The sequence below is a fragment of the Aquisalimonas lutea genome (genome assembly GCF_030409225.1).
Classification (GTDB): Bacteria; Pseudomonadota; Gammaproteobacteria; order Nitrococcales; family Aquisalimonadaceae; genus Aquisalimonas; species Aquisalimonas lutea.
Genome location: NZ_JAUFPK010000005.1, coordinates 233,138 through 255,929 on the forward strand (window position 1 = coordinate 233,138; position 22,792 = coordinate 255,929).

At 69.4% G+C, this 22,792-nt stretch carries 22 protein-coding genes and 1 pseudogene; 14 read left to right on the top strand and 9 right to left on the bottom strand.

Features of this window, described 5'->3' with window-relative positions:
- Window positions 1–29: 29 nt before the first annotated feature.
- Entirely contained in the window at window positions 30–1,502 is a 1,473-nt protein-coding gene (locus QWY84_RS15240) for a PhnE/PtxC family ABC transporter permease (RefSeq protein ID WP_290203703.1), read from the top strand.
- A gap of 61 nt (window positions 1,503–1,563) precedes the next feature.
- Here the strand turns inward: QWY84_RS15240 and QWY84_RS15245 are convergent, their stop codons facing one another.
- Both QWY84_RS15245 and QWY84_RS15250 read right to left on the bottom strand, forming a co-directional pair.
- Entirely contained in the window at window positions 1,564–2,634 is a 1,071-nt protein-coding gene (locus QWY84_RS15245; RefSeq protein WP_290203704.1) for a beta-N-acetylglucosaminidase domain-containing protein, read from the bottom strand.
- Between the two features lie 13 nt (window positions 2,635–2,647).
- Entirely contained in the window at window positions 2,648–3,088 is a 441-nt protein-coding gene (locus QWY84_RS15250) for a CBS domain-containing protein (RefSeq protein WP_290203705.1), read from the bottom strand.
- A gap of 124 nt (window positions 3,089–3,212) precedes the next feature.
- Here QWY84_RS15250 and QWY84_RS15255 point away from each other — a divergent pair, with 124 nt between their 5' ends.
- Entirely contained in the window at window positions 3,213–3,863 is a 651-nt protein-coding gene (locus QWY84_RS15255; RefSeq protein WP_290203707.1) for an HAD-IA family hydrolase, read from the top strand.
- Window positions 3,864–4,091: 228 nt separating this feature from the next.
- On the opposite strand, the gene QWY84_RS15260 is transcribed toward QWY84_RS15255, so the two are convergent.
- Complete coding sequence (locus QWY84_RS15260; protein ID WP_290203709.1) at window positions 4,092–4,643, bottom strand: PaaI family thioesterase; 552 nt, start codon at window positions 4,641–4,643, stop codon at window positions 4,092–4,094.
- A gap of 174 nt (window positions 4,644–4,817) precedes the next feature.
- Between QWY84_RS15260 and rpsP the strand changes: the two genes are divergently transcribed.
- From rpsP to rplS, 4 genes are read left to right on the top strand one after another with little or no spacing between them, the layout of a single operon-like run.
- Window positions 4,818–5,084 carry a 30S ribosomal protein S16 gene (gene rpsP, locus QWY84_RS15265; RefSeq protein WP_290203711.1) on the top strand — a complete coding sequence of 89 codons (267 nt, stop codon included), beginning with the start codon at window positions 4,818–4,820 and terminating at the stop codon, window positions 5,082–5,084.
- Between the two features lie 33 nt (window positions 5,085–5,117).
- Window positions 5,118–5,627, top strand: coding sequence for a ribosome maturation factor RimM (gene rimM / locus QWY84_RS15270; protein WP_290204052.1), 510 nt, complete (start codon window positions 5,118–5,120; stop codon window positions 5,625–5,627).
- Window positions 5,628–5,652: 25 nt separating this feature from the next.
- Window positions 5,653–6,414, top strand: coding sequence for a tRNA (guanosine(37)-N1)-methyltransferase TrmD (gene trmD, locus QWY84_RS15275; RefSeq protein WP_290203712.1), 762 nt, complete (start codon window positions 5,653–5,655; stop codon window positions 6,412–6,414).
- Between the two features lie 18 nt (window positions 6,415–6,432).
- A complete protein-coding gene (gene rplS / locus QWY84_RS15280; RefSeq protein WP_290203714.1) occupies window positions 6,433–6,786 on the top strand; it encodes a 50S ribosomal protein L19 in 354 nt (117 codons plus the stop codon).
- A gap of 88 nt (window positions 6,787–6,874) precedes the next feature.
- On the opposite strand, the gene QWY84_RS15285 is transcribed toward rplS, so the two are convergent.
- Together QWY84_RS15285 and serB are read right to left on the bottom strand one after the other, a co-directional pair.
- Window positions 6,875–8,044: an iron-containing alcohol dehydrogenase gene (locus tag QWY84_RS15285; protein ID WP_290203715.1), complete on the bottom strand. Its 1,170-nt coding sequence runs from the start codon at window positions 8,042–8,044 to the stop codon at window positions 6,875–6,877.
- A gap of 112 nt (window positions 8,045–8,156) precedes the next feature.
- Window positions 8,157–9,389: a phosphoserine phosphatase SerB gene (gene serB / locus QWY84_RS15290; protein ID WP_290203716.1), complete on the bottom strand. Its 1,233-nt coding sequence runs from the start codon at window positions 9,387–9,389 to the stop codon at window positions 8,157–8,159.
- A gap of 209 nt (window positions 9,390–9,598) precedes the next feature.
- Here serB and QWY84_RS15295 point away from each other — a divergent pair, with 209 nt between their 5' ends.
- Window positions 9,599–10,336: an SIR2 family NAD-dependent protein deacylase gene (locus tag QWY84_RS15295; RefSeq protein ID WP_290203717.1), complete on the top strand. Its 738-nt coding sequence runs from the start codon at window positions 9,599–9,601 to the stop codon at window positions 10,334–10,336.
- Between the two features lie 378 nt (window positions 10,337–10,714).
- On the opposite strand, the gene QWY84_RS15300 is transcribed toward QWY84_RS15295, so the two are convergent.
- On the bottom strand, window positions 10,715–12,367 hold the full coding sequence (locus QWY84_RS15300; protein ID WP_290203719.1) for a FimL-related protein: 1,653 nt from the start codon (window positions 12,365–12,367) through the stop codon (window positions 10,715–10,717).
- Between the two features lie 108 nt (window positions 12,368–12,475).
- On the opposite strand from QWY84_RS15300, the gene msrB reads away from it, so the two are divergent.
- Together msrB and ilvB are read left to right on the top strand one after the other, a co-directional pair.
- Complete coding sequence (gene msrB / locus QWY84_RS15305) at window positions 12,476–12,877, top strand: peptide-methionine (R)-S-oxide reductase MsrB (protein ID WP_290203720.1); 402 nt, start codon at window positions 12,476–12,478, stop codon at window positions 12,875–12,877.
- 117 nt (window positions 12,878–12,994) lie between these two features.
- A complete protein-coding gene (gene ilvB, locus QWY84_RS15310; RefSeq protein WP_290203721.1) occupies window positions 12,995–14,851 on the top strand; it encodes a biosynthetic-type acetolactate synthase large subunit in 1,857 nt (618 codons plus the stop codon).
- Between the two features lie 53 nt (window positions 14,852–14,904).
- Here the strand turns inward: ilvB and QWY84_RS15315 are convergent, their stop codons facing one another.
- Window positions 14,905–15,534, bottom strand: coding sequence for a hypothetical protein (locus tag QWY84_RS15315; RefSeq protein WP_290203723.1), 630 nt, complete (start codon window positions 15,532–15,534; stop codon window positions 14,905–14,907).
- 185 nt (window positions 15,535–15,719) lie between these two features.
- Between QWY84_RS15315 and htpG the strand changes: the two genes are divergently transcribed.
- From htpG to minE, 4 genes are all read left to right on the top strand, one after another.
- Window positions 15,720–17,609: a molecular chaperone HtpG gene (gene htpG / locus QWY84_RS15320; RefSeq protein WP_290203725.1), complete on the top strand. Its 1,890-nt coding sequence runs from the start codon at window positions 15,720–15,722 to the stop codon at window positions 17,607–17,609.
- A 126-nt stretch (window positions 17,610–17,735) separates the two neighbouring features.
- Window positions 17,736–18,464 (top strand): septum site-determining protein MinC, encoded by a 729-nt coding sequence (gene minC / locus QWY84_RS15325; RefSeq protein ID WP_290203727.1) that lies wholly within the window; start codon window positions 17,736–17,738, stop codon window positions 18,462–18,464.
- Window positions 18,465–18,511: 47 nt separating this feature from the next.
- A complete protein-coding gene (gene minD, locus QWY84_RS15330) occupies window positions 18,512–19,321 on the top strand; it encodes a septum site-determining protein MinD (RefSeq protein ID WP_290203729.1) in 810 nt (269 codons plus the stop codon).
- 2 nt (window positions 19,322–19,323) lie between these two features.
- The gene (gene minE / locus QWY84_RS15335) at window positions 19,324–19,581 is read left to right on the top strand and encodes a cell division topological specificity factor MinE (RefSeq protein WP_290203730.1); all 258 of its coding nucleotides are present in this window, start codon (window positions 19,324–19,326) and stop codon (window positions 19,579–19,581) included.
- Between the two features lie 33 nt (window positions 19,582–19,614).
- On the opposite strand, the gene QWY84_RS15340 is transcribed toward minE, so the two are convergent.
- Together QWY84_RS15340 and gloB are read right to left on the bottom strand one after the other, a co-directional pair.
- Window positions 19,615–21,285 (bottom strand): LysM peptidoglycan-binding domain-containing protein, encoded by a 1,671-nt coding sequence (locus QWY84_RS15340; protein WP_290203731.1) that lies wholly within the window; start codon window positions 21,283–21,285, stop codon window positions 19,615–19,617.
- 90 nt (window positions 21,286–21,375) lie between these two features.
- Window positions 21,376–22,143 (bottom strand): hydroxyacylglutathione hydrolase, encoded by a 768-nt coding sequence (gloB, locus tag QWY84_RS15345; RefSeq protein WP_290203732.1) that lies wholly within the window; start codon window positions 22,141–22,143, stop codon window positions 21,376–21,378.
- 266 nt (window positions 22,144–22,409) lie between these two features.
- Between gloB and QWY84_RS15350 the strand changes: the two are divergent.
- A pseudogene (locus QWY84_RS15350) lies at window positions 22,410–22,625 on the top strand (methyltransferase domain-containing protein); the annotation flags it as partial.
- Between the last annotated feature and the right edge of the window lie 167 nt (window positions 22,626–22,792).

Sequence of the window (22,792 nt, forward strand, 5' to 3'; positions counted from 1 at the left end):
CTCGGCTGCCTCGGGAGGTACGAGTCCCCATGCTGCAATCCGCTGCTGTCCGGACGACCCTGGGGTTCGTGGTCGTGGCCCTGATCTGCCTGGCGTTCGCGGACCTGGGCATCTCCACCTCCGACCCCTGGATCGATCTGGGCCGCTTCGTCGCCGGCTTCGTCACCCCCGATTTCATGGCCGTGGACGAGCTCGGCGTCGCCGTGATCCGGACGCTGGCGTTCGCCATCACCGGCGTGGCGCTGGCGGTGGTGGCCGGCTTCTTCCTCGCCCTGCTGTTCCGGTTCCGGGTCGTGCGCGTGTTCTGCGCCTTCGTGCGCGCCATCCACGAGCTGTTCTGGGCACTGATTTTCCTGCAGTTCTTCGGCTTCCATCCGCTCAGCGGGGTGCTGGCCATCGCCATCCCGTTCGCCGGGGTGTTCGGCAAGGTCTATGCCGAGATCCTGGACGAGAGCGACGCTCTGCCCGAGCGCAGCCTGCCCCACGGGACGGGCACGCTGGCAGCATACCTGTTCACCCGGATTCCGCTGTCATGGCCGCACCTGGTGCGCTACACCAGCTACCGGCTGGAGTGCGGGCTGCGTTCCAGCGCCATCCTGGGGTTCGTGGGCCTGCCCACCCTGGGGTTCTACCTGGAGTCGTCCTTCTCCGAGGGCTACTACAGCGAGGTCGGGGCGCTGCTGATCGTGTTCTACGTGCTCATCGCCACGCTGCGGTTGTGGCTGCGACCGCGCCTGCTGCCGCTGTACCTGCTGGCGGCGCCGTTCCTGCTGGGCTCGGGGCTGCCGATCGTCTGGAGCAACGTCGGGCGCTTCTTCACCGAGGACATCGTGCCGGCGCCGCTGCAGGACGGCGCCGGCTGGGCCGGCATGGGTCCGTGGCTCCACGAGGTGCTGATCAACCAGGCCCTGCCGGGCATCTGGCACACCGTCGTGCTCACCCAGATCGCGCTGGTCGCCACGGGGCTGCTGGCCCTGCTGGCCTTCCCGCTGATCTCCCGGCATTTCACCGGCATGCTCGGCGGAACCCTGGGGCATGTCCTGCTGGTGGTGTTCCGCTCCACGCCCGAGTACATGCTGGCGTTCATCCTGCTGCAGATGTGGGGGCCGTCCATGCTGCCGGCGGTGGTGGCGCTGGCCATTCACAACGGCGGCATCATCAGCCATCTCATCGGCCACCGGAGCAACGAGATCGAGCTGCGGCGTGATGCCAGCCGCGGCCTCAGCCGCTATGCGTTCGAGATCCTGCCGCGGGTCTACGGGCCGTTCCTGGCCTTCCTGTTCTACCGCTGGGAGATCATCATGCGCGAGACGGCCATCCTCGGCATGCTCGGGATCACGACCCTGGGCTTCTACGTGGACAGCGCCATCAGCGAGATCCGCTTCGACCGGGCCATGGTGCTCATCCTGATCACGGCGCTGCTGAACATCGGCGTGGATGCCCTGGCCCGCTACCTGCGGCGCCGCCTGGACCTGCGCAGCACCCCGAGCCTGGAGCCCTGACCCGGCCCACGGCATGCCCGGCAGTGTAGGAGCGGCTTCAGCCGCGACGTTGCGCCCGCCGTCACGCCCCGGTGGGCGCCCCCGCCAGCCCGTACGCCCCGGCAAGCCAGTCGACGATCTCCCGCGCCGCGGGATGGTCGTAGGCCGCGTAGCGGGCCCGCAGCTCGCCGCGCTCACCGTCCGTCAGGCGATCGCGGCCGCGGTCGACCAGCAGCGCCAGGTCGGCCATGACCCGGGCGCCGAGCTCCGCGCCCAGGACCGTCTCGGCGGCCTGGCGCTGGGCCCGGGCGTAGCGGTAGCTGGCGTGGGCGCGGTAGCTCGCGGGCAGGGTCAGCGCCGGGATGCAGCTCAGCCACGGCTGCAGCGCCGGGTTGATGGCGTGGCCGGCGACGGCATTGGCCAGGGACGAGGGACGGCCGGTGAAGCCCCGCAGGTGCAGGTGCTGGCCCATGACGGCCCCGTCGTTGACCGGGTAGTTGTCCCACAGGACCGGCCGGCGGCGGAGCTGCTCCGTGACCGGGCGCAGCTCGCCCAGGGTGATCTCCGCGGGGCAGATCTCCTCGCCGGCCCAGTACACCCGGATGCCGCGGTCCAGGCCGCGCCCGAGCTCCGTGAGGTAGTGCTCCGGCCGCGGGCCGAAGAGCTGATCCAGCAGCGGATCGTCGGAATAGTACGTGGGGCAGAGGAAGATCCGCGTGGCCGTGGTGGTGTCCGCCGCCCGGTGGGCGAGCTCGATCTGGCGCCCCGCCAGGCCGTCGGGGGCGTCCCCCGCCAGGTCGTCGAACAGCAGCACCAGGTCGTCGACGCCGAGCTCGTTGATCTCCAGCAGCCTCCGGTGCAACGCGGCCAGGCCGTGATCGTCGAGCCCGGCCTGCAGCCCGGCCGGACTGAGGCCCACGCCGAAGCGCGTGCCGTGTTCCCGGCAGTGCTCCCCGAACGCCGTCAGTTCCTGCCGCGCGGCCTCGGGCCAGGGGCTCGTCCAGTCGTCACGGACGTGGGGGTCGGCCTTGGGCGCATAGTGATGGAAGCGGTAGCCGTGCCCGGCGAGCAGCGCGGTGACCTCGCGGCGCGCCTGCCACGACCATGGGGGACCGTAGTAGCCCTCGATGACGCCCAGTTCCGGATCGCCCATGCGTGTGGTTTCCTCAGGCGCGTTCGCCGTAGATGTAGCGGGTCAGGTCGTCGATGGTGTGCTCCTGCTCGCTGATCGCCCACTTGGTCAGGTCTCCGGCGGAGACGATGCCCAGCAGCGTATCGCCGTCGTAGACGGGCAGGTGACGCAGGCGCTTGTCGGTACACAGGGCCATGGCCTCGCCGACGGTCAGGGCCGGCGTCACCGTGGCGATCTCGGTGGTCATGACGTCATGTACCGCGGTCTGTCGCGGGTTCAGCCCGGCGTGGATGACGCGTTTCATGAGGTCCCGCTCCGTGAACAGCCCCATGAGCCGGCCGTGGTCCATGACCATGATGCAGCCGACGTTGCTGTTGGACATGATGTCCACCGCCTCCTGTACCGTTGCGTCGCTTGCCACGGTGAACAGGGCCTGGGGCTTTTCCTTGAGTATCGTGCCGAGCCTCGTTTCCATTACTACGCCTCCCGATCGGGTTGGGAACCTGTTGCAAGCATAGCCAACACGTGGCCGCTGTGCTGCTTGCGCTGTTGCGGGCGGTTGCGAATAATGCGGCGTTCACAAGCAGTCGGGGCACGGCATGGCCATCAGGGCGGTATTCTGGGATTTCGGCGGGGTGTTGACCACGAGCCCGTTCGAGAACTTCCAGCGCTACGAGCACGAGCACGGGCTGCCGCGGGACTTCCTGCGCACCATCAACGCCACGAACCCGGATACCAATGCCTGGGCGCGCTTCGAGCGCAGCGAGCTGGATCTGGACGCCTTCGACGCGGCCTTCGAGGCGGAGAGCCGGGCAGCGGGCCATCCGGTGCCCGGGCGCGACGTCATCCGCCTGCTCGCCGGCGAGCTGCGCCCGGAGATGGTGGCTGCGCTGGACCGCATCCGGGCCGCCTACCGGGTGGCGTGCATCACCAACAACGTGCGCGCCGGCGAGGGCCCGGGCATGCAGGTGGATGCGGACCGGGCGGCGGCGATCCAGGAGGTCATGGCGCGGTTCGAGCACGTGGTGGAGTCGTCGCGGCTCGGCCTGCGCAAGCCCGACCCGCGGATCTACCGCCACGCCTGCGAGGTGATGGCGGTCGCGCCGGAAGAGGTGGTCTATCTGGATGACCTGGGCGTCAACCTGAAGCCCGCCCGGGAGCTCGGCATGGCCACCATCAAGGTCGGCGATCCGGATGCGGCGCTGGGCGAGCTGGAGGGGTATCTCGGGATTGGTCTCCGCGGCTCCTGAGTGCCCGGCGGGCGGGGATGACTGATCGGGCTCCGGAGCTCCGCTTACGGCTCCCTGCTTCGGTTGAAGCAGGGAGCCTACCCTCCGCTCCGGGCTGGCCGGCTGACAGCACATCCCTGTGCTGACAGCCGGTGGCGGCATCCCTGCCGCCACCCCTTCGGGGCCGGACGCCCTGCGCTCCGGCGCTACGCAAAGTCGCCCGATCAGTCATCCCCGCCCGCCGGACCCTCAGGAACCGGGCAGATCCATGACCATGCAGGTGGTCGATGCGTGGGCGTAGAGACGGCCGGACGGGTCGGTGAGGCGGCCCTCGGCCGTGGCGACGCGGGCGCCGGCGTGGATGACCGTGCCTTCCGCGCGCACCGGCCCGGTCTCCGGGGTCAGGGCGCGGACGTAGTTCACCTTCAGCTCCAGCGTGGTATAGCCCTTGCCGCGGGGCAGGGTGGACTGCACTGCACAGCCGACGCAGGAATCCAGCAGGGTGGCCGCCCAGCCGCCGTGGACCGAGCCGATGGGATTGTAGTGCGCCGCGGCCGGGGTGCCCTGGAAAACCACCCGTCCCGTCTCGGCGTGGATGGGCAGGAAATCCAGGGTGCCGCCGATGGGCGGGTAGGGCAGCTCGCCGGCGATGATGGCGTTGAGGAACTCGAGCCCCGTGTAGCGGGCAATGGTGGCCACGTCGTTGGTGCCGGGCTGGCCCTGGCGTGCACGGATGGCCGCGGCCTCCTCCTGCCAGCGCGCCAGGATGCTGGCCGGGTCGGTCTGATTGGGTGTGTCCATGGTCGTTTATCCACGTGCAGGTTGCGAATGCGCCCGACTATACCGGAAGCCGGCGAGCCGCACAGCCGCAGTGGCGGTACACCCTTCACATGCGTCTGAATTTCAGTACAATGCGCGATTCACCGAAGCAGCGGGTTGACCGCTTTCCGGGCAGCTCTGAGGGATAGTCAAACCATGGTTACCATTCGTCTGGCACGTGGCGGCGCCAAGAAAAATCCGTTCTACTACGTGGTCGTGACCGATAACCACGCGCCGCGCGACGGCCGCTTCATCGAGCGGCTGGGCTTCTACAACCCGGTCGCCCGGGGGCAGGAGGCGAACCAGCCGTTGCGCCTGAACCTGGAGCGCGTGGATCACTGGCTCGAGCACGGCGCACGGCCTTCCGAGCGCGTGGATCACCTGATCAAGCGCGCCCGCAAGGAGCAGCAGGTCAGCGCCTGAGGCCGCCTGCCCGCTACCTGGTGAGCCGTCGTGGTGGATGAGACCGGCGAGCTGATCGTCCTCGGGCGTGTGTCGGGTGTCTACGGAGTGGCCGGTTGGATCCGGGTCTACTCCTTCACCGACCCCCGGGAGAACATTCTCGGATACAGCCGCTGGCACGTCTGGAGCGACCACGGCTGGAAGGAGCTGGATCTCGAGACCGGGCGGCGCCAGGGGCGCTCCGTGGTCGCCCACCTGGCCGGGTATGACGACCGCGACCAGGCCCGCGGCCTGATCGGCCGGGAGATCGCGATTCCCCGGGAGCAGCTGCCGGCGCTGGATGAGGGCGAGTATTACTGGGCCGACCTGCAGGGTCTGCGGGTGTACAACCGGGACGGCCAGGATTTCGGCACCGTCTCGCACCTGATCGAGACCGGCGCCAACGACGTGCTGGTGGTCGAGGGCGAGCGGGAGCGGCTGATCCCCATGGTCCCGGACGAGTTCGTCCTGCGGGTGGATCTGCAGGCCGGGTTCATGGAAGTGGATTGGGACCCGGAATTCTGAAACGGGCGGTGCCCGTGGAGGGGACATGCGGATTGACGTGATCACGCTGTTCCCCGAGCTGGTCCGGGCCGTGACTGACTACGGGGTGACCGGCCGCGCCGCCCGCCAGGGGCTGCTGGAGCTGCAGACCTGGGATCCGCGGCAGGATGCCACGGACCGGCACGCAACGGTGGACGACCGGTCCTACGGCGGCGGCCCGGGCATGGTCATGAAGGTCGAGCCGCTGCGCACGACCATCCGGCGCGCGCGCGGCGCGGCCGGGCCGCCGGCGCGGGTGGTGTACCTCAGCCCCCAGGGGCGGCGCCTGCAGCAGGCGGACGTGCAGCAGCTGGTGGCGGAACAACGGGTGATCCTGTTGTGCGGGCGCTACGAAGGCGTGGACGAGCGGCTGCTGGACACGGAGATCGACGACGAGCTGTCGCTGGGGGATTTCGTCCTCAGCGGCGGCGAGATTCCGGCGATGGCGGTGATCGATGCCGTCGCCCGCTGGCTGCCCGGGGCGCTCGGGCACGAGGATTCCGCCCAGGCGGATTCGTTCACGGACGGGTTGCTGGATTTTCCGCACTATACCCGTCCGGAGACGATCGACGGCATGACGGTGCCGTCGGTGCTGCTCGGCGGCGACCACCAGGCGATCGCCCGGTGGCGCCGCAAGCAGGCGCTGGGGCGGACCTGGCTCAGGCGCCCGGAGCTGCTGGCACGACAGGAACTGGATACGGAAAGCCGCAGGTTGCTGCGGGAGTTCATCAACGAGTATCGAACCGGCGACCGGGATGCCCCGGTCTGAATCGGCAGGGGAAACGGCATGACCAACATCATCGACGAGCTCAACAAGGAACAGATCGAGGCGCTGGGGCAGAACGTGCCCGAGTTCGGTCCCGGGGATACGGTGCTGGTGCAGGTCCGTGTCCGCGAGGGGACCCGGGAGCGGCTGCAGCCCTTCGAGGGGGTGGTCATCGCCAAGCGCAACCGCGGCCTGGATTCCGCGTTCACCCTGCGCAAGGTCTCCCACGGCACCGGTGTCGAGCGCGTATTCCAGACCTACAGCCCGCTGATCGAGAGCATCAAGGTCAAGCGCCGCGGCGACGTGCGCCAGGCCAAGCTCTACTATCTGCGCAACCTCAGCGGCAAGGCCGCCCGGATCCGCGAGAAGGTCTGACGCCGGGAGCAACCCCCGGCGCGGCGATCATGACGAGGCTAGTGTCCTGTAATCCAATGAACCTGGATTACAGGACACCAGGACGGGCTCAGCCCCGTCCGTCCCACGCCTGCTTGTAGACTTCCACGATCTCGTCGGCGGTGGGCACCCGCGGATTGTTGCCGGGTGAGCCGGAGGCGAGCGCCTGCTCCGCCATGGTGGGCAGAACATCGAAGTACCGCTGCTCGTCGATGCCGTAGTCCTTCGGTGTCGGCACCCCCAGATCCCGGTTCAGCCGGCGCAGCTCGTCCAGGAGCTTGCGGCAGGCATCCCCGTCGCTGTCCTCGGCGCCGGCCACGCCCATGAAGCGGGCGCAGGCGGCGTAGCGGTCCGGCGCCGCGTCGATGGAGAACGCCGTCACCGCCGGCAGCAGCATGGCGTTGGACAGGCCGTGCGGCACGTGGAAGAACGCCCCGATGGGGCGGCTCATGCCGTGGACCATGCACACCGAGGCGTTGGAGAACGCCATGCCGCCGTGCATGGCCGCCAGCATCATGCCCTCGCGGGCTTCGCGGTTGTCCGGCTCGTCGCAGGCGGTGCGCAGGTACCGGGCCACCGCCGTCATGGTCATCTGCGCCATGCCGTCGGAGAACGGATTCCGCTTGGCGCTGACGTAGGCCTCGATGGCGTGGGTGAGGGTGTCGACCCCGGTATCCGCCGTCAGGCGGCGGGGCATGGTCAGCGTCAGCTCGTAGTCCACCAGGGCCGCGACGGGGCAGAACGCCGCGCCCGGGCAGAGCATCTTCTCGTCGGTCTCCTCGTCGGTGATCACGGTGAACCGGGTGGCCTCCGAGCCCGTGCCGGCGGTCGTGGGGATGGCCACCAGGGGCAGGCCCTGGGTGTCGCTCATCACCGGGGCCTTGTAGTCGCGCATGCGGCCGCCGTGGACGCTCAGGTGCGCGATGGCCTTGGCGCTGTCGATGGGGCTGCCGCCGCCGAGGGCGACCACGCCGTCGTGATCCTGCTTCTTCAGCGCCGCCACGCCCTCGTTGACCGAGGCGACGGTGGGGTCGGGGACGGTATCGGCGAAGACCGCGTAGGGGATGCCGGCGTCATCCAGGCCCCGGGTGAGGGCGTCCAGGTAGCCGAACCGCACCATATCCTGGTCGGTGACGATGAAGGGGTGCCCGACCCCGAGTTGCTGCAGAAGCCCCGCCAGCTCCCGGCTGGCGCCGGCGCCGACGCGCATGTAGCGGGGCAGGACGATGTTGGCGGCCATGATGCTCTCCTCCCTTCTTGGTTTGTCTCGATGCGCCGACGATTGTTAGCACGCCGCGGCGGCGCCGAACAGAAAGGAAATTGCCCCGCGGCTGGACCAAGTTGGCAACCCGTTATTGCGTCGCCAGGCCGTTCGCCTCGGCGTCGGTGTCCTTGATGCCGATGAGATAGAGAATCCCGTCGAGCCCCAGCGCCGAGATGGACTGGCGCGCGCTGCGCTGGACCAGCGGCTTGGCCCGGAAGGCCACGCCCAGCCCGGCGAGGCGCAGCATGGGCAGGTCGTTGGCGCCGTCGCCCACGGCGATGACCTGGTCCAGGGACAGGCCCTCGCGCTCGGCGATGTCCTGCAGCAGCTGCGCCTTGCGGTCGCCGTCGACAATGGGCCCGTCCACCTGCCCGGTGACCTTGCCGTCGCGGATGGCCAGCTCGTTGGCGTAGACGTAGTCCACGCCCAGCTCTTCCTGCAGGCGGCGACCGAAGTAGCTGAAACCGCCGGAGACGATGGCGGTGGTATAGCCGAAGGATTTCAGCGTGCGGATCAGGCGCTCGGCGCCCTCCGTCAGGGTCAGCTCCTGCGCCACCTCCTGCAGTACCGATTCGTCCAGACCCTCCAGCAGGGCGACCCGCTGGCGCAGGCTCTCGCTGAAGTCGATCTCGCCGCGCATGGCCGCCTCGGTCACCTTGCTCACCTCGTCGCCGACGCCGGCCTTCTTGGCCAGCTCGTCGATGACCTCCTGCTGGATGAGCGTCGAGTCCATGTCGAAGACCACCAGGCGCCGGTTGCGGCGGTAGACGGTGTCCGCCTGGAAGCTGATGTCCACGTCCAGGTCCCGGGAGATGGCCAGGAACTGCTGCTTCATGATGTCCAGGTCCACCGGCTTGCCGCGCACGGTGAGCTCGATGCAGGCACGCCCCAGGCCCTCGGCCTTGTACAGGGGCTCGCGCCGCGACAGCCGCACGATGTCCTCGATGTTGAGGCCGTTGTCGCTGATGACCTTGCTCACCCGGGCGATCTGCTCGGCGGTGATGCGCCGCCCCAGCAGCGTGAACACGTAGCGCGGCTCGTCCTCGCCGCTGACCCAGCGCTCGTAGTCCTCCCGGGAGATCGGCGTGAAGCGCACGTGCATGCCCTGGTGGTGGATGTGGAAGAGCACGTCCTTGAGCACGGGGGAGCGTGCCTCCTGGTCGGGGACCTCCACCAGGATGCCGAGCGACAGCGTGTTGTGGATCATCGCCTGGCCGATATCCAGGATGCCGACGTTGTACTCGGCCAGGATCTCCATGAGGGAGTGGGTGAGCCCGGGCTTGTCCTGGCCCGAGACATTGATCAGCATGATTTCACTCATCCGCAAACCTCTGGATTGTTCGCGGCCCGAGACCCGCGCGGGTGCTCGCCGAGGCCGGGTCGGGCGCGTGGGTGGTCGCACCGGCGCAGGGTGGCGTGGTACCGGCCCGGAGGCCGGGGCCGCAGCGGGTGCGTTCAACACTGTGCATTGTATGGGAATCCGCGCCCGGTTGCGTAATCCGGGGGCAAGCGGTCCGTCACGGAGGGGCCATGGAGCTGGACGAAGAAATCCGCGAGAGGCTGCGCCGCGCCCGGTCCGTGGTGGCGTTCACCGGGGCCGGCATGTCGGCGGAGAGCGGCGTGCCGACATTCCGCGACGCGCAGACCGGTCTCTGGCAGCGCTATGATCCCGCCGACCTGGCGACGCCGGAGGCGTTCGAGCGCGACCCCGGGCTGGTCTGGCGCTGGTACAGCTGGCGGCGCGAGCGGGTCGCCGCCGCAGCGCCCCACGCCGGGCACCGCGCCCTGGCCGAGTGGGAGCAGCGGGTGCCCGCGTTCGTGGTGGCCACCCAGAACGTCGACGGGCTCCATCAGCAGGCCGGCAGCGGCCGCGTGCTGGAACTCCACGGCAACATCCACCGCAACATATGCTCGGCGGAACGGGGGGTCGTCACCGAGCCCGTGCCCGCCGGGGCGGACGACCAGCCGCCGCGCTGCCCGCAATGCGCCGCACCGGTGCGCCCCGATGTGGTGTGGTTCGGCGAGGCGTTGCCGGAGCAGGCCTGGCAGGCGGCCATCCGGGCGGCGGGCGAGGCCGATGTCCTGCTCAGCATCGGCACCTCGGGCCTGGTGCAGCCGGCGGCCAGCATTCCCCTGATGGCCCTGGAGCAGGGCGCCGCGGTCATCGAGATCAACCCGGAGCCCACGCCCATCACCGAGCGCGTGACCGTCAGCTTCCGCGGGCCGGCCGCGGAGCTGCTGCCGCAGCTGCTGGCGGCGGTCGGCTAGATCAGGGTAGGGCTGTAGAAGCGGCCGTAGGAGCGACGTCAGTCGCGACTTTCCAGAGAGCCTGGTTCAACCCCAGGTCGCGGCTGAAGCCGCTCCTACAATCCGTCCTCGGGCCCTGATGCCACTGTGGGAGGGGCTTCGGCCCCGATCAGCGAAGGGCTAGCCACCGCCGGCGGCTGGAAGCGACGGTAGGAGCGACGTCAGTCGCGACTTTCCAGAGAACCCGGTTCACTTCCCAGGTCGCGGCTGAAGCCGCTCCTACAACCCTTCCTCGCGGACCCTGGTGCCACTGTGGGAGGGGCTTCAGCCCCGATTTTCCAGAGAGCAGGATCCTCTGCAACGGTCGCGACTCACGTCGCTCCTACGAGCCGTTCCCTTTCATCCCTTCGCCAGCGCTTCCTCGGCGATCTCCAGGGTATCGTCGCCGCCCTCGATGCCCTCCAGCAGGCTTTCCATGTACCACTCGATGGCGGCGAGGGCGTCGGCCACGGCGTTGAGCCGCTCGCCGTTGCCGGCGTCGTGCTCGTCCAGGGCGGTGATGGCGCGGCCGGCGCGGGCGAGCTGCTCGGCCGCGCGGTCCAGGCCCAGAATGGCGAGGCTGCCGCGGATCTCGTTCAGCGGCGCCTGCGTGCTCTCGAGGTCGTCGCCGTCGTCACGGTCGCCGTTGAAGTACTCCAGGCTGTGGCGCACCCGGGCGAGGTTGGTCAGCGCCTCCGAGATGGCCTGCCGGCTGGCTTCCTCCAGGCGGGGGCCGCGTTCGGTGGCGCTGGCCGCCGCCTCGGGCCGGGACAGCCGGGACACGGCATCCTCGCTCTCGCTGAGGGTGTCGACGCACTGGGAGAGCAGCTCCCGCAGGCGCTCGCCGTCGACGTCGTCGCCCAGGGACTGGAGGCGCGTGTGCTCGCGCTTGACCGCCGCGGCCTGACCGGACAGGCCCAGCAGCGTGAGCGTGTGCCCCAGGCGATTGAGGTGCTCGGCCAGCTCGTCGCGTTCCGTGCGGGTGACACTGCTCAGCCGGCTGAGGGTCTCGATGAAGCTCTGGACCTGTTCCATCTCCTCGCCCAGGGCACGGGAGACGGCCTCCAGGACCTGCGCATCCGGGGCGGCCACGGCGTCGCGTTCCTGCCGGATGCGTTCGGCCGGCGTCATCCGCGCGGCGAGCTCGAGCTCCCGGGAGACACGGCCCAGCAACGGGTCCCGGTCCGCCAGCCGGCCGGTGTAGTACAGCAGCGCCTGGCGGACCATGGGCGGCGGGCGCTGGTTGAGGACCGGCGGGTCGCCGAGCAGGGTCTCGCGGATGTAGAAATCCAGGCGCGACAGCAGCAGCCGCACCGATGCCCCGGCCGGGGACTGCAGGTCGATGGCGCAGCCCGCCAGGCGGGCGGCGAGGAGCAGCCAGCGCCCCGTGAGCGTGTCGCCGCAGGCCGGCGCCAGGCGCGCCAGCGCCCGATGCACCTGCTTGCGGTGGACGAGCGCCTCCGGGGATGCGAACAGGCCCAGCAGCCCCGTCAGGAACATGTGCCGCATGCGGCGCAGCCGGGCCGGGTCCGGGGCGTCGGCCGCCGGCAGCTCGCCGGCCAGGGGGGCCAGGTCGCGGCTGACGTCGGTCAGGTCGGCGAACTCGTACTCGGGTACCGGTACCGCCCGCCGCAGCCCGCGCAGCCCGTTGATGGTGGGCAGCAGGGTCTCCGGGGCCTCGTCGCGGGCGCTGCGGCTGTGCTCGATGTAGCGCGGCAGCAGCAGCAGCGCGTAGAGCAGGGCATCCATGGCGTGCCGGTCCGACAGGGCGGCGTCGCCGTCCAGTGCCTCCATGAGCGCCATGCACTCGTCCACCAGCAGCCGCGCGCCGTCCATTTCCAGCATGATCAGCGCGCCGCGGGCCTCGCCCAAGGCATCCCGGCACGGTCCCCAGGGCGGCACATCCTCGATGCCGCGCTCGAACGCATCCACCCGCTGGGTGACCGAGTCCAGGGTCGCGAGGGTGGCGTCCAGGGCCGAGTGGGCCGGGCGGGCAATGGAAGTAACTGCCATGATGCAATCCCTTGTTGGTATACGCCTGCATGGCGACGCCGCGGTGCCGATGGCAGTATAGTACTAGGGTGGCCTGCGGCGGAGCCAGGTTTCGCGAGAGGTGAACTGATGGCCGGTACGACAGACAAGACGGACGCACAGTGGCGCCAGGAGCTCACCCCGGAGCAGTACCGGGTGACCCGGCAGAAAGGCACCGAGCCGCCGTTCTCCGGCGAGTACAACCATGTCCGCGAGCCCGGGGTGTTCCACTGCGTGTGCTGCGGTCAGCCCCTGTTCGATACGCAGACCAAGTTCGACTCGGGCAGCGGCTGGCCGAGTTTCTGGGCGCCGCTGGAGCCGGAGAACGTGGCCACGGAGGCGGATCACAGCCTGGGCATGCGCCGGGAAGAGGTGCTGTGCAGCCGCTGTGAGGCCCACCTCGGCCACGTGTTCCCGGACGGGCCCGAGCCCACCGGGCTGCGCTACTGCATCAACTCCGTTGCGCTGGATTTCCGGCCCCGGGGCGAGTAGCGCGGCCGCGGGCGGAAGGGTTCCGGCCGTGTGCGCGCGGGCTTGTGTCCTGCAACATCAACCATTTAAAGTGATCGATTCCCGATCGATCACAACGACCACGCCACGGACAGACCCATGATGACGCGACAGAATGCCAAGCAGCACCCTCTGGCCGGAACCACGATGAGCGGCGCCGAGACCATCGTCCAGGTACTGGCGGACGAGGGCGTCGACACCATCTTCGGCTACAGCGGTGGTGCCATTCTGCCGACCTACGATGCGGTCTTCCGGTACAACGAGAAACACCGCGACGGCGACGCCGAGGATCCCATGCGCCTGGTGGTGCCGGCCAACGAGCAGGGAGCCGGCTTCATGGCCGCGGGCTACGCCCGCGCCAGCGGCAAGGTCGGCGTGTTCCTGGTGACCTCGGGGCCCGGCGCGACCAATACCGTCACGCCCATCCGCGACGCCATGGCCGACTCCACCCCCGTGGTGCTGATCACCGGGCAGGTGCCCACCGGCGCCATGGGCACGGACGCCTTCCAGGAAGCGCCCATCGTCAACATCATGGGCAACTGCGCCAAGCACGTCTTCCTGGTCACCCGGCCCGACGAGCTGGAGGCGACCATGCGCACGGCCTTCGAGATCGCCCGCTCCGGCCGGCCCGGCCCGGTGGTGGTGGACGTGCCCAAGAACGTGCAGAACTGGGTCGGCGAGTATGCCGGCTCCGGGCTGCTGGAGATGCGCGGTTACCGCCAGCGCATGGACTCCCTGCGGGCGGCCAAGCTCTCCGAGCGCAAGTGCCGGCAGTTCTTCGAGATGCTGGAGAAATCCAACCGGCCGCTCCTGTACGTGGGCGGCGGCGTGGTCAACGGCAACGCCGCCGAGGAGCTGCGCGCCTTTGCGCGGACCTACAACATCCCGGTGGTGAGCACGCTCATGGGCCTCGGCGCCATGGACACCACCGACCAGCTGTCGCTGCACATGCTGGGCATGCACGGCACCGCCTACGCCAACTACGCGGTGGAGGACTGCGACTTCCTCATCGCCGTGGGCGCGCGGTTCGACGACCGGGTGGCCGGCAAGGTGGACGAGTTCGCGCCGCTGGCGGAGCACATCGCCCACATCGACATCGATGCCGCCGAGATCGGCAAGGTCAAGGTGGTGGACTGGGCGCACGTCGGCGAGGCCGGCCGCAGCCTGCGCCAGCTCCTCAACCACGGCCGCGAGGCCGGCTTCGACCGGGACTTCAGCCCCTGGCTGCGGCACGTGCAGAAGCTCAAGCGCAACCACCCCATGAACTACGACCGCGGCAGCGAGCTGATCCAGCCGCACTACGTGGTCGAGACGCTGAACAAGGTCACCGGGGGCGACGCGATCATCAGCACCGGGGTCGGCCAGCACCAGATGTGGGCCGCGCAGTACTGCGACTTCCGCGAGCCCCGGCTGTGGCTGACCTCCGGCAGCATGGGCACCATGGGCTACGGCCTGCCCGCGGCCATCGGCGCCCAGTTCGCCCGTCCCGACAAGACCGTGGTGGACATCGACGGCGACGGCAGCATCCGCATGAACCTGGGCGAGATGGAGACCGTCACCAACTACAACCTGCCGGTGAAGATCCTGCTGCTGAACAACATGGGCGACGGCATGGTGCGCCAGTGGCAGCGCCTGTACTTCAACGAGAACTTCTCCGGCAGCGACAAGACCCTGCACCGCAAGGACTTCGTCAAGGCTGCCGAGGCCGACGGCTTCCCCTTCATCCGCCGGGTGACCGACAGGGCGGACCTCGAGGAGGCCCTGCAGGCGTTCGTGGCGTTCGACGGCCCGGCGTTCATGGAGGTCATGATCGACAGCAACGCCAGCGTCTACCCCATGGTCGGGCCCGGCATGGGCTACAGCCAGATGGTCACCGGCGAATGGATCCCGGCCCGGGAGTTCCGGGAGCCGGCCGGCGAGGCCGTCGACCCGCAGACGTCGCCGGAGCTGTTCTAGGGCCTGCTAACACGTACCACGATCGCCGCGCGGGAGGGCAGCCCGGGGCAGGGCTACGCCCGGCCGCCGTCGTCGCTGGCGGGCGCGGCCTCCTGCGCCGCGGCGGGCTGATCGTCGCCGTTGCCGCGGGGGGCGGGCGCCTCGTCCTCCCGGCCGTTCTGCTGCAGGGCGGCCAGGCGGCGCTCGATGACCGCGAGCTGGCGCACGGTGACCTGTGACGGCTCGTCCGCCTGCTCCAGCTCCGTGAGCAGGTGCTGCAGGCGCCGCTGGGTGGTCGCCAGGTCGGCCGTCTCTTCCGTGTCCCCGGCCGGCGCGCTCAGGCTTTCGATGCGATCGCACAGGTGGGCCCAGAAGGGGTCAGGGCTGTCGCTGTAGTCCAGTGCCTCCAGCTCCGCCTGCAGGTAGTGGAGCCGGCAGTCCAGCACCTGGTCCGGCAGGTTGCGGTCATTGTTCTCGCGCTGGGCGCGGGTGCGCGCCAGCTCGCTCTGCAGGTAGCGCCGCACCGGCGGCATGTCCTCGCCGTCGACGGGCGCCGGCGTCGCGGGTGCCGTATCGACCGATTGCCGGGGCTCTCCGGGCGAGCGGCGGCGCCGGGCCAGCCAGGCCAGGAAGCCCGCGGCCGCCGCCAGCAGGATCAGTGTCTGGGCTAGGAGCAGGAAGACCCAGGTCGGTACCGTCAGCATAGGCTTAATCCCCCCTTCAGGAACGTCCATGGTCGTTGCCAGGGGCCGTGTTGTCCACGATCGCCCCGGCAGGGGTTGAATTTCCCCGCCGGCGTGCCCATCAAGCGGGTGTCGGGCGGTTCGCACCGCAGCGCGGGCCGCGCAGTCGAACGCACAACCAAGGACAACCCGGGGAGCAGTGAGCCATGAGTGTTGCCGCGCAGAAGGAAACCCACGAGTTCCAGACCGAGGTGCGCCAGCTTCTGAACCTGATGGTGCACTCGCTGTACAGCAGCCGCGAGATCTTCCTGCGGGAGCTGATCTCCAATGCTTCGGACGCCTGTGACCGGCTGCGCTTCGAGGGGCTGAAGGACGAGAGCCTGTTCGAGGGCGAGGGGGACCTCGGCATCCGCGTGAGCTACGACAAGGATGCAGGCACCGTCACGGTGGAGGATAACGGCATCGGCATGACCCGTGACGAGGTCATCGAGAACCTGGGCACCATCGCCCGTTCCGGCACGCAGCACTTCATCAATCAGCTCACCGGCGACCAGGCCAAGGACGCCAAGCTCATTGGCCAGTTCGGCGTCGGCTTCTACTCGGCGTTCATCGTCGCGCAGAGGGTGGAGGTGTTTACCCGCCGGGCCGCGCGGCCCGCCGAGGAGGGCGTGCACTGGGAGTCCGACGGCGAGGGCGCCTACACGCTGGAAGCCGTGGAGATGCCGGAGCGCGGCACGCGGGTGGTGCTCCACCTGCGCGACGATATGGACGAGTTCCTGGACGGCTGGCGGCTGCGCCAGATCATCCGTACCTATTCCGATCACATCTCGCTGCCCATCCGCATGCCGAAGGAGCCCACCGGCGAGGAAGAAGAGGCGGAGGGCGACGAGACCGTGAACAAGGCCTCGGCGCTGTGGATGCGGTCCAAGTCGGAGATCACCGACGAGGAGTACGAGGCCTTCTACCAGCAGATCGCCCATGACTTCGAGGGGCCACTGACGTGGCTGCACAACAAGGTCGAGGGCAACCTCAGCTACGTCTCGCTGCTGTTCATCCCCAAGCGCGCGCCCTTCGACCTGTGGGACCGCGACCAGCGCCACGGCGTGCACCTGTACGTCCGCCGGGTGTTCATCATGGACGATGCCGAGAACCTGATGCCCCGGTACCTGCGCTTCGTGCGCGGCATCATCGACTCCGACGATCTGCCCCTGAACGTCTCCCGGGAGCTGCTCCAGCACAACCGGCAGATCGAGAAGATCCGCTCGGCGTCGGTCAAGCGCGTGCTCGACCGGCTGGAGTCCATGGCCAAGGACGAGCCGGAGAACTATGCCAGCTTCTGGAGCACCTTCGGCCGGGTGCTCAAGGAGGGGCCGGCGGAGGATTTCAGCAATCGCGAGCGTATCGCCAAGCTGCTGCGGTTCGCGTCCACGCAGACGGACAGCGAGGCCGAGACCGTCTCGCTGGACGACTACATCGCCCGCATGAAGGAAGGCCAGAAGGCCATCTACTATGTCACCGGCGACAGCTTCAGCGCGGCGAAGAACAGCCCGCACCTGGAGGTCTTCCGCAAGAAGGGCATCGAGGTGCTGCTGCTGGGCGATCCGGTGGACGAGTGGTGCGTCACCCACCTGGGCGAGTACGACGGCAAGCAGCTCGTGCACGTGGCCAAGGGCGATCTCGACCTGGGCGAGCTGGAGGACGCCGAGGACCAGGCCGAGCGCGAGAAGGCGGAGTCCGAGTACAAGCCGCTGGCCGAGCGCCTGGAGCAGGCCCTCAGCGACAAGGTGCGGGAGGTGCGCGTCAGCCACCGCCTGACGGATTCGCCCAGCTGCCTGGTGGTGGGCGAGCACGAGTTCGCCGTGAGCATGCAGCGGATGCTCAAGGCGGCGGGCCACACGGTGCCGGCGGGCAATCCGGCCATGGAGATCAACCCGGACCATACGCTGATCCAGCGGCTGCAGTCCGTGGAGGACGAGGAGACCTTCCGGGAATGGGCCCACGTGCTGTTCGACGAGGCCATGCTCACCGAGGGCGGGCAGCTGGACGACCCGGCCGGGTTCGTGCGCCGGCTGAACCGGCTGCTGGCGGAGTCGTGAATCAGCGACGCTTGATGCGGCCCGATGACCGCGCTATAAAAGGCGCCCTACAGGCAGCCCCCTCCCGGCCGCACCGGTGAGGGGGCTGCGTCGTACAGGGCACGCAGGGCCTATGCGGGAGCACGGATGACGCGCCAGAGCGAGACCACCGAAGCCGCCCTCGAGATCAAGGGCCGCATGATGACGCTCACGGTCATGCGCCTGCTCAGCCCGTCCGTGGATGCCCTGGGGCGCGCGGTGGAGAGCCGCATGCAGGAGGCCCCCGAGTTCTTCCGCCAGCTGCCGGTGATCCTGGATGTCGAGGCGGTGGCCGAGTCCGATCTGCACCTGGATCTGCCGGGGTTCGTCGGCCTGCTGCGCGCCCAGGAGCTCCTGCCCGTGGGCATCCGCGGCGGCGACGAGCGCTGGCAGGCCGCCGCCGAGCAGGCCGGCATCGGCGTGTTCGCCGGCGGCAGCGAGGTGCCCGCCTCCCGGCGCAGCGAGGCGCCGGCGCCGGCCGCGCCCGAGGGCACACCGAGCACCGTGATCACCCAGCAGGTCCGCTCGGGGCAGCAGGTCTATGCACGCGGGGGTGATCTCATCATACTGTCGTCGGTCAGCCCCGGGGCCGAAGTACTCGCGGACGGGCACATCCACATCTACGGCGGTCTCCATGGTCGCGCCCTGGCAGGGGTCCGGGGGGACGACACGGCGCGGGTGTTCTGCATGGACTTCCACGCCGAGCTGGTCACCGTGGCGGGGACCTACCGCGTGAGCGAGCAGTTCGACGAGGCCAGCCTGGGGCAGGCGGTGCAGGTCTTCCTCGACGGCGGCGACCTGCGTATCGAGCCGCTGCCGGGGCTCGGCGGCAAGTAAGGGCCGGCAGGCGGTACGCCGCCGGTGACGCATTCAGGAGGTGAAGAGTGGCAAAGACTGTCGTAGTGACCTCCGGCAAGGGGGGCGTCGGCAAGACGACCACCAGCGCGGCCCTGGCAACCGGCCTCGCCCGGCAGGGGCACCGGACGGCCGTGGTGGATTTCGACGTGGGCTTGCGCAATCTCGACCTGGTGATGGGCTGTGAACGCCGGGTCGTCTACGATTTCGTCAACGTCATCAACGGCGACGCGACCCTGAACCAGGCGCTGATCCGGGACAAGCGGGTGGAGGGCCTGTACGTGCTGGCCGCCTCCCAGACCCGGGACAAGGACGCCCTGACCCAGGACGGGGTGGAGCGCGTGATGACGGAGCTGTCCGAGCAGTTCGACTACGTTATCTGCGACTCCCCGGCGGGCATCGAGCGCGGCGCCCTGATGGCCATGTACCACGCGGACGACGCCATCGTGGTGACCAACCCCGAGGTGTCGTCGGTGCGCGATTCCGACCGGGTGCTGGGCATTCTCGCCAGCAAGAGCCGTCGCGCCGAGCAGGGCGACGAGCCGGTGCGCGAGCACCTGCTGCTGACCCGCTATTCCCCGGAGCGCGTCAACAAGGGGGAGATGCTGAGCCTGGAGGACGTGGGCGAGATCCTGGCCATCGACCTGCTGGGCGTCATCCCGGAATCCCAGGCCGTGCTCAATGCGTCCAATGCCGGCGTGCCGGTGATCCTGGAGTCCGAGAGCGATGCCGGCCAGGCCTATGACGACGCCGTGGCGCGGTTCCTGGGTGAGCAGCGCCCGTTGCGCTTTACCGACGTGCCCCGCAAGGGCTTTTTCGGTCGTCTGTTCGGGAGCTAGTCATGAACCTGCTCGGATATTTCCGCTCCCAGCGCAAGAAGAGCGCCAGCGTGGCGAAGGAACGGCTGCAGATCCTCGTCGCGCGGGAACGGGCCCAGCGCGGCGGTCCGGACTACCTCCCGGCCCTGCAGGAGGAGCTGCTGCAGGTGATCCGCAAGTACGTGGAGGTGGACCAGGACGCGGTGCAGATGCACGTCGACCGCGAAGGCGACTGCGAGATCCTTGAGCTCAACATCACGCTCCCGGAACACCACCAGTAGCGCAGCGCGGCCCGGCGCCCGGGCCGCACGGGGTCAGATGCTGCCGCGCTGGTTGCGTACGTCCACCTTCAGCGACAGCGTGTCGCCGGGCTGCAGGTAGCTGTCCGGATCGATGTTGTTCCAGCGCTGGAGCTGCTGCACGGAGACGTTGAACCGCTGGGCGATGGCGTAGAGGCTGTCGCCCCGGCGGACGCGGTAGTTGATGGACTGCATTACCGGCTCGCTGCGCGGCGGCCCGCTGGCCACTTCCTGCACGCTGCCGTCCCGGACCCAGATCACCAGCTCCTGGCCGGGCCGGAGCGGGTCGCCCGGGGCCATGCCGTTCCACTCGGCGAGGTTGCCCATGTCCACGTTGTAGCGCCGGGAGAGATCCCAGAGGGTGTCGCCGGAGCGCACGGTGTAGTCCACGCGCTGGCCGGGACGCTCGCGGTTCTGCTGGCGGCTGAGCCGGTTGGAGGCGCTGAGCGAGTAGGCCCCGGAGTCGGCGCTGGCCGTGGGCACCATGAGGTGCTCGCCGGCGCGGATCAGGTGGCCGTTGATGTCGTTGGTCTGCTGCAGCACGCGCACCGTGGTGTTGTACTGCCGGGCGATGGCGCGCAGGTTGTCGCCGGGCTGGATCTTGTGGCGATGCCAGCGCATGCGCTCGTCCGGTGACAGGCTCGCCAGCTCGTTGCGCAGGGGCTCGGCCTTGTCGATGGGCACCGCGATGCGGTGCGGGCCCTGGGGGTCGGTCGCCCAGCGGTCGAAGCCCGGGTTGAGGCGGTAGAGCTCCTCGATGCTGATGCCCGCCAGGTCGGCGGCCAGGGCCAGGTCGATCTGGCTGTCCAGGGCGACCACGTCCAGGTACGGCTCGTCCGGGATGCTCACCAGCTCCAGGCCGTAGGCCCGGGGATCCTTGATGAGCTCGCTGATGGCGAGCAGGCGCGGGACGTACTGGCGCGTCTCCCGGGGCAGGGAAAGGTGCCAGAAGTCCGTCGGCTTGCCGTTGCTGCGCGCCTGCCGGACGGCCGCCATGACCCGTCCCTCGCCGGCGTTGTACGCCGCCAGGGCCAGCAGCCAGTCGCCGTCGAACATCTCCCCGAGCCGCTCCAGGTAGTCCAGCGCGGCCTCCGTGGAGGCGAGCACGTCGCGGCGGCCGTCGTACCACCAGGACTGGCGCAGGCCGTAGTGCCGCCCGGTGGCCGGAACGAACTGCCACAGGCCCGCCGCGCGGCCGTGGGAGTAGGCGAACGGGCGGTAGGCGCTCTCCACCACCGGCAGCAGCGCGATCTCCATGGGCAGGCCGCGGTCCTCGATGGACTCGACGATGTAGTGCAGGTACGGCTCGGCGCGCCGGGCGACCCGGTCCAGGTAGGCCTGCTGCCGGCTGAAGGTATTCAGCTCGGAGACCACCCGCGGGTTGTCGAGATCGGCATCGATGCCGTAGCCGGAACGCAGCCGCGCCCAGAGATCGTCCGGGTAGGTGGAGCCGGATTCCTCCGGCTCGGTGTACTCCGGCGTCGGCTGCAGGACGATGCCCGGGAAAAGCACGCCCTGCTGCTCCAGCAGGGCGACCTCGGCGGCAGGCAACGGTTGTGCCGACTGGGGTGGCGTGCCCCGGGCGCTAGCGGATCCGTTATCGTCGTCGTGCAGGCCCGTCATGTGGGCACAGGCCGTCAGTACCAGGCTCGAGGCCAGGAGCAGCAGCGTTCTGATGGAGACCACGAGTTGCCTCTCCCTGTTGTTGTTCTACCCAGGGTTCACCTGTAGCGATGAAAGCCGGCGGCCATGCCCTCCGCCGCCGGCGTCGCGAATTCAGCTGGCGTCCTTCCACGCCCGGACTGCGGCGAACACTTCCACCGGCGACGATAGCTTCTTTCCGGCGTGGCGTTCTGCGCTCTGTTTCACGCCTTCCATACCCGAGCGCAGGAACGGGTTGGTCCGCAGCTCCTCTTCCAGCGTGCCGGGAAGGGTGTACTCGCCGCGCGCCCGCATGGCCCGGACCTTCTCCAGGCGCTCCTGGAGCGCCTCGTTGTCCGGCTCCACCTGGGAGGCGAAGCGCAGGTTCGCCTCGGTGTACTCGTGGCCGGCGTAGAACACGGTATCCCCGGGCAGCTCCGCCAGCTTGCCCAGGGACTGGATCATCTGCTCCGGCGTGCCCTCGAAAAGCCGGCCGCAGCCGCCGGCGAACAGCGTGTCGCCGCAGAACAGCAGGCCGTTGCCGTAATAGCTGATGTGCCCGGCGGTGTGCCCCGGGGTTTCCAGCACGCCCAGCTCCAGGCCCACCGCGCCCAGGGAGACGGTATCCCCCTCGCTGAGCGGGTTCGTGCGATAGGGGATGTTCTCGTCGGCCGGACCGTAGACCGGCACCTGCGCCTGCGCCAGCAAGGCGTCGACGCCGCCCTGGTGGTCCGGATGATGGTGCGTGACGAGAATCGCGTCCAGGCGCAGGCCGCGCTGGCGAAGCTCCTCCAGCACGGGCGCGGCATCGCCCGGGTCGACGACCACGCAGCGGTCGTCCTCGCCGGTGATCAGCCAGATGTAGTTGTCGCGCAGTGCGGGAATCGGGGTTACGTCTGCCATGGTGTGCATCCTAACGAGTCCGGTGTGCGTGGCCAAAGAATCCGCGACTGCGGCTTCCCGGGCCTGATAGACTTCCCCATGGTACCTGTCGTGGTGGCCCTTGCGAGGGGTTCCCGAAACAGCAGAGCAGCGCCATGATGAACGCAGCCGCACTCCAGGCCTGGTTCCGGACACCGCTCGGCCGGATGGTGGCCGACACGGAGCGGGAGGCCGTGGGCCGCCTCCTGGCGGACTGCCGGCCCGGCTTCCTGGTGCAGCTCGGCGGCATGGGCGACGGTGAGCCCCTGCCGGTGCCCGCGGCGGTGCGCCAATGGGTGGTGGACCGCGCCCCGGGCGAGCGGCCGCACGTCCGCGCCTGGCACGACGATCTGCCGTTCCGCGATGGCACCGTCGACACCCTGGTAGTGGTTCACCAGCTCGAGTTCGAGGACGAGCCCCACCAGCTCCTGCGCGAGGCCGAGCGCGTGCTGGCGCCGGAGGGACATCTGCTGATCCTGGCGTTCAACCCGTTCAGCCTCTGGGGGCTGGGCCGGGCGGCGGGCCCCTTGCGGGGCAACGAGTCGCCCTGGTGCGGTCACTACTATACCGGCGTGCGCCTGCGCGACTGGTGCCGGCTGCTCGGCCTGGAGCACCGCCAGCACGAGCGGCT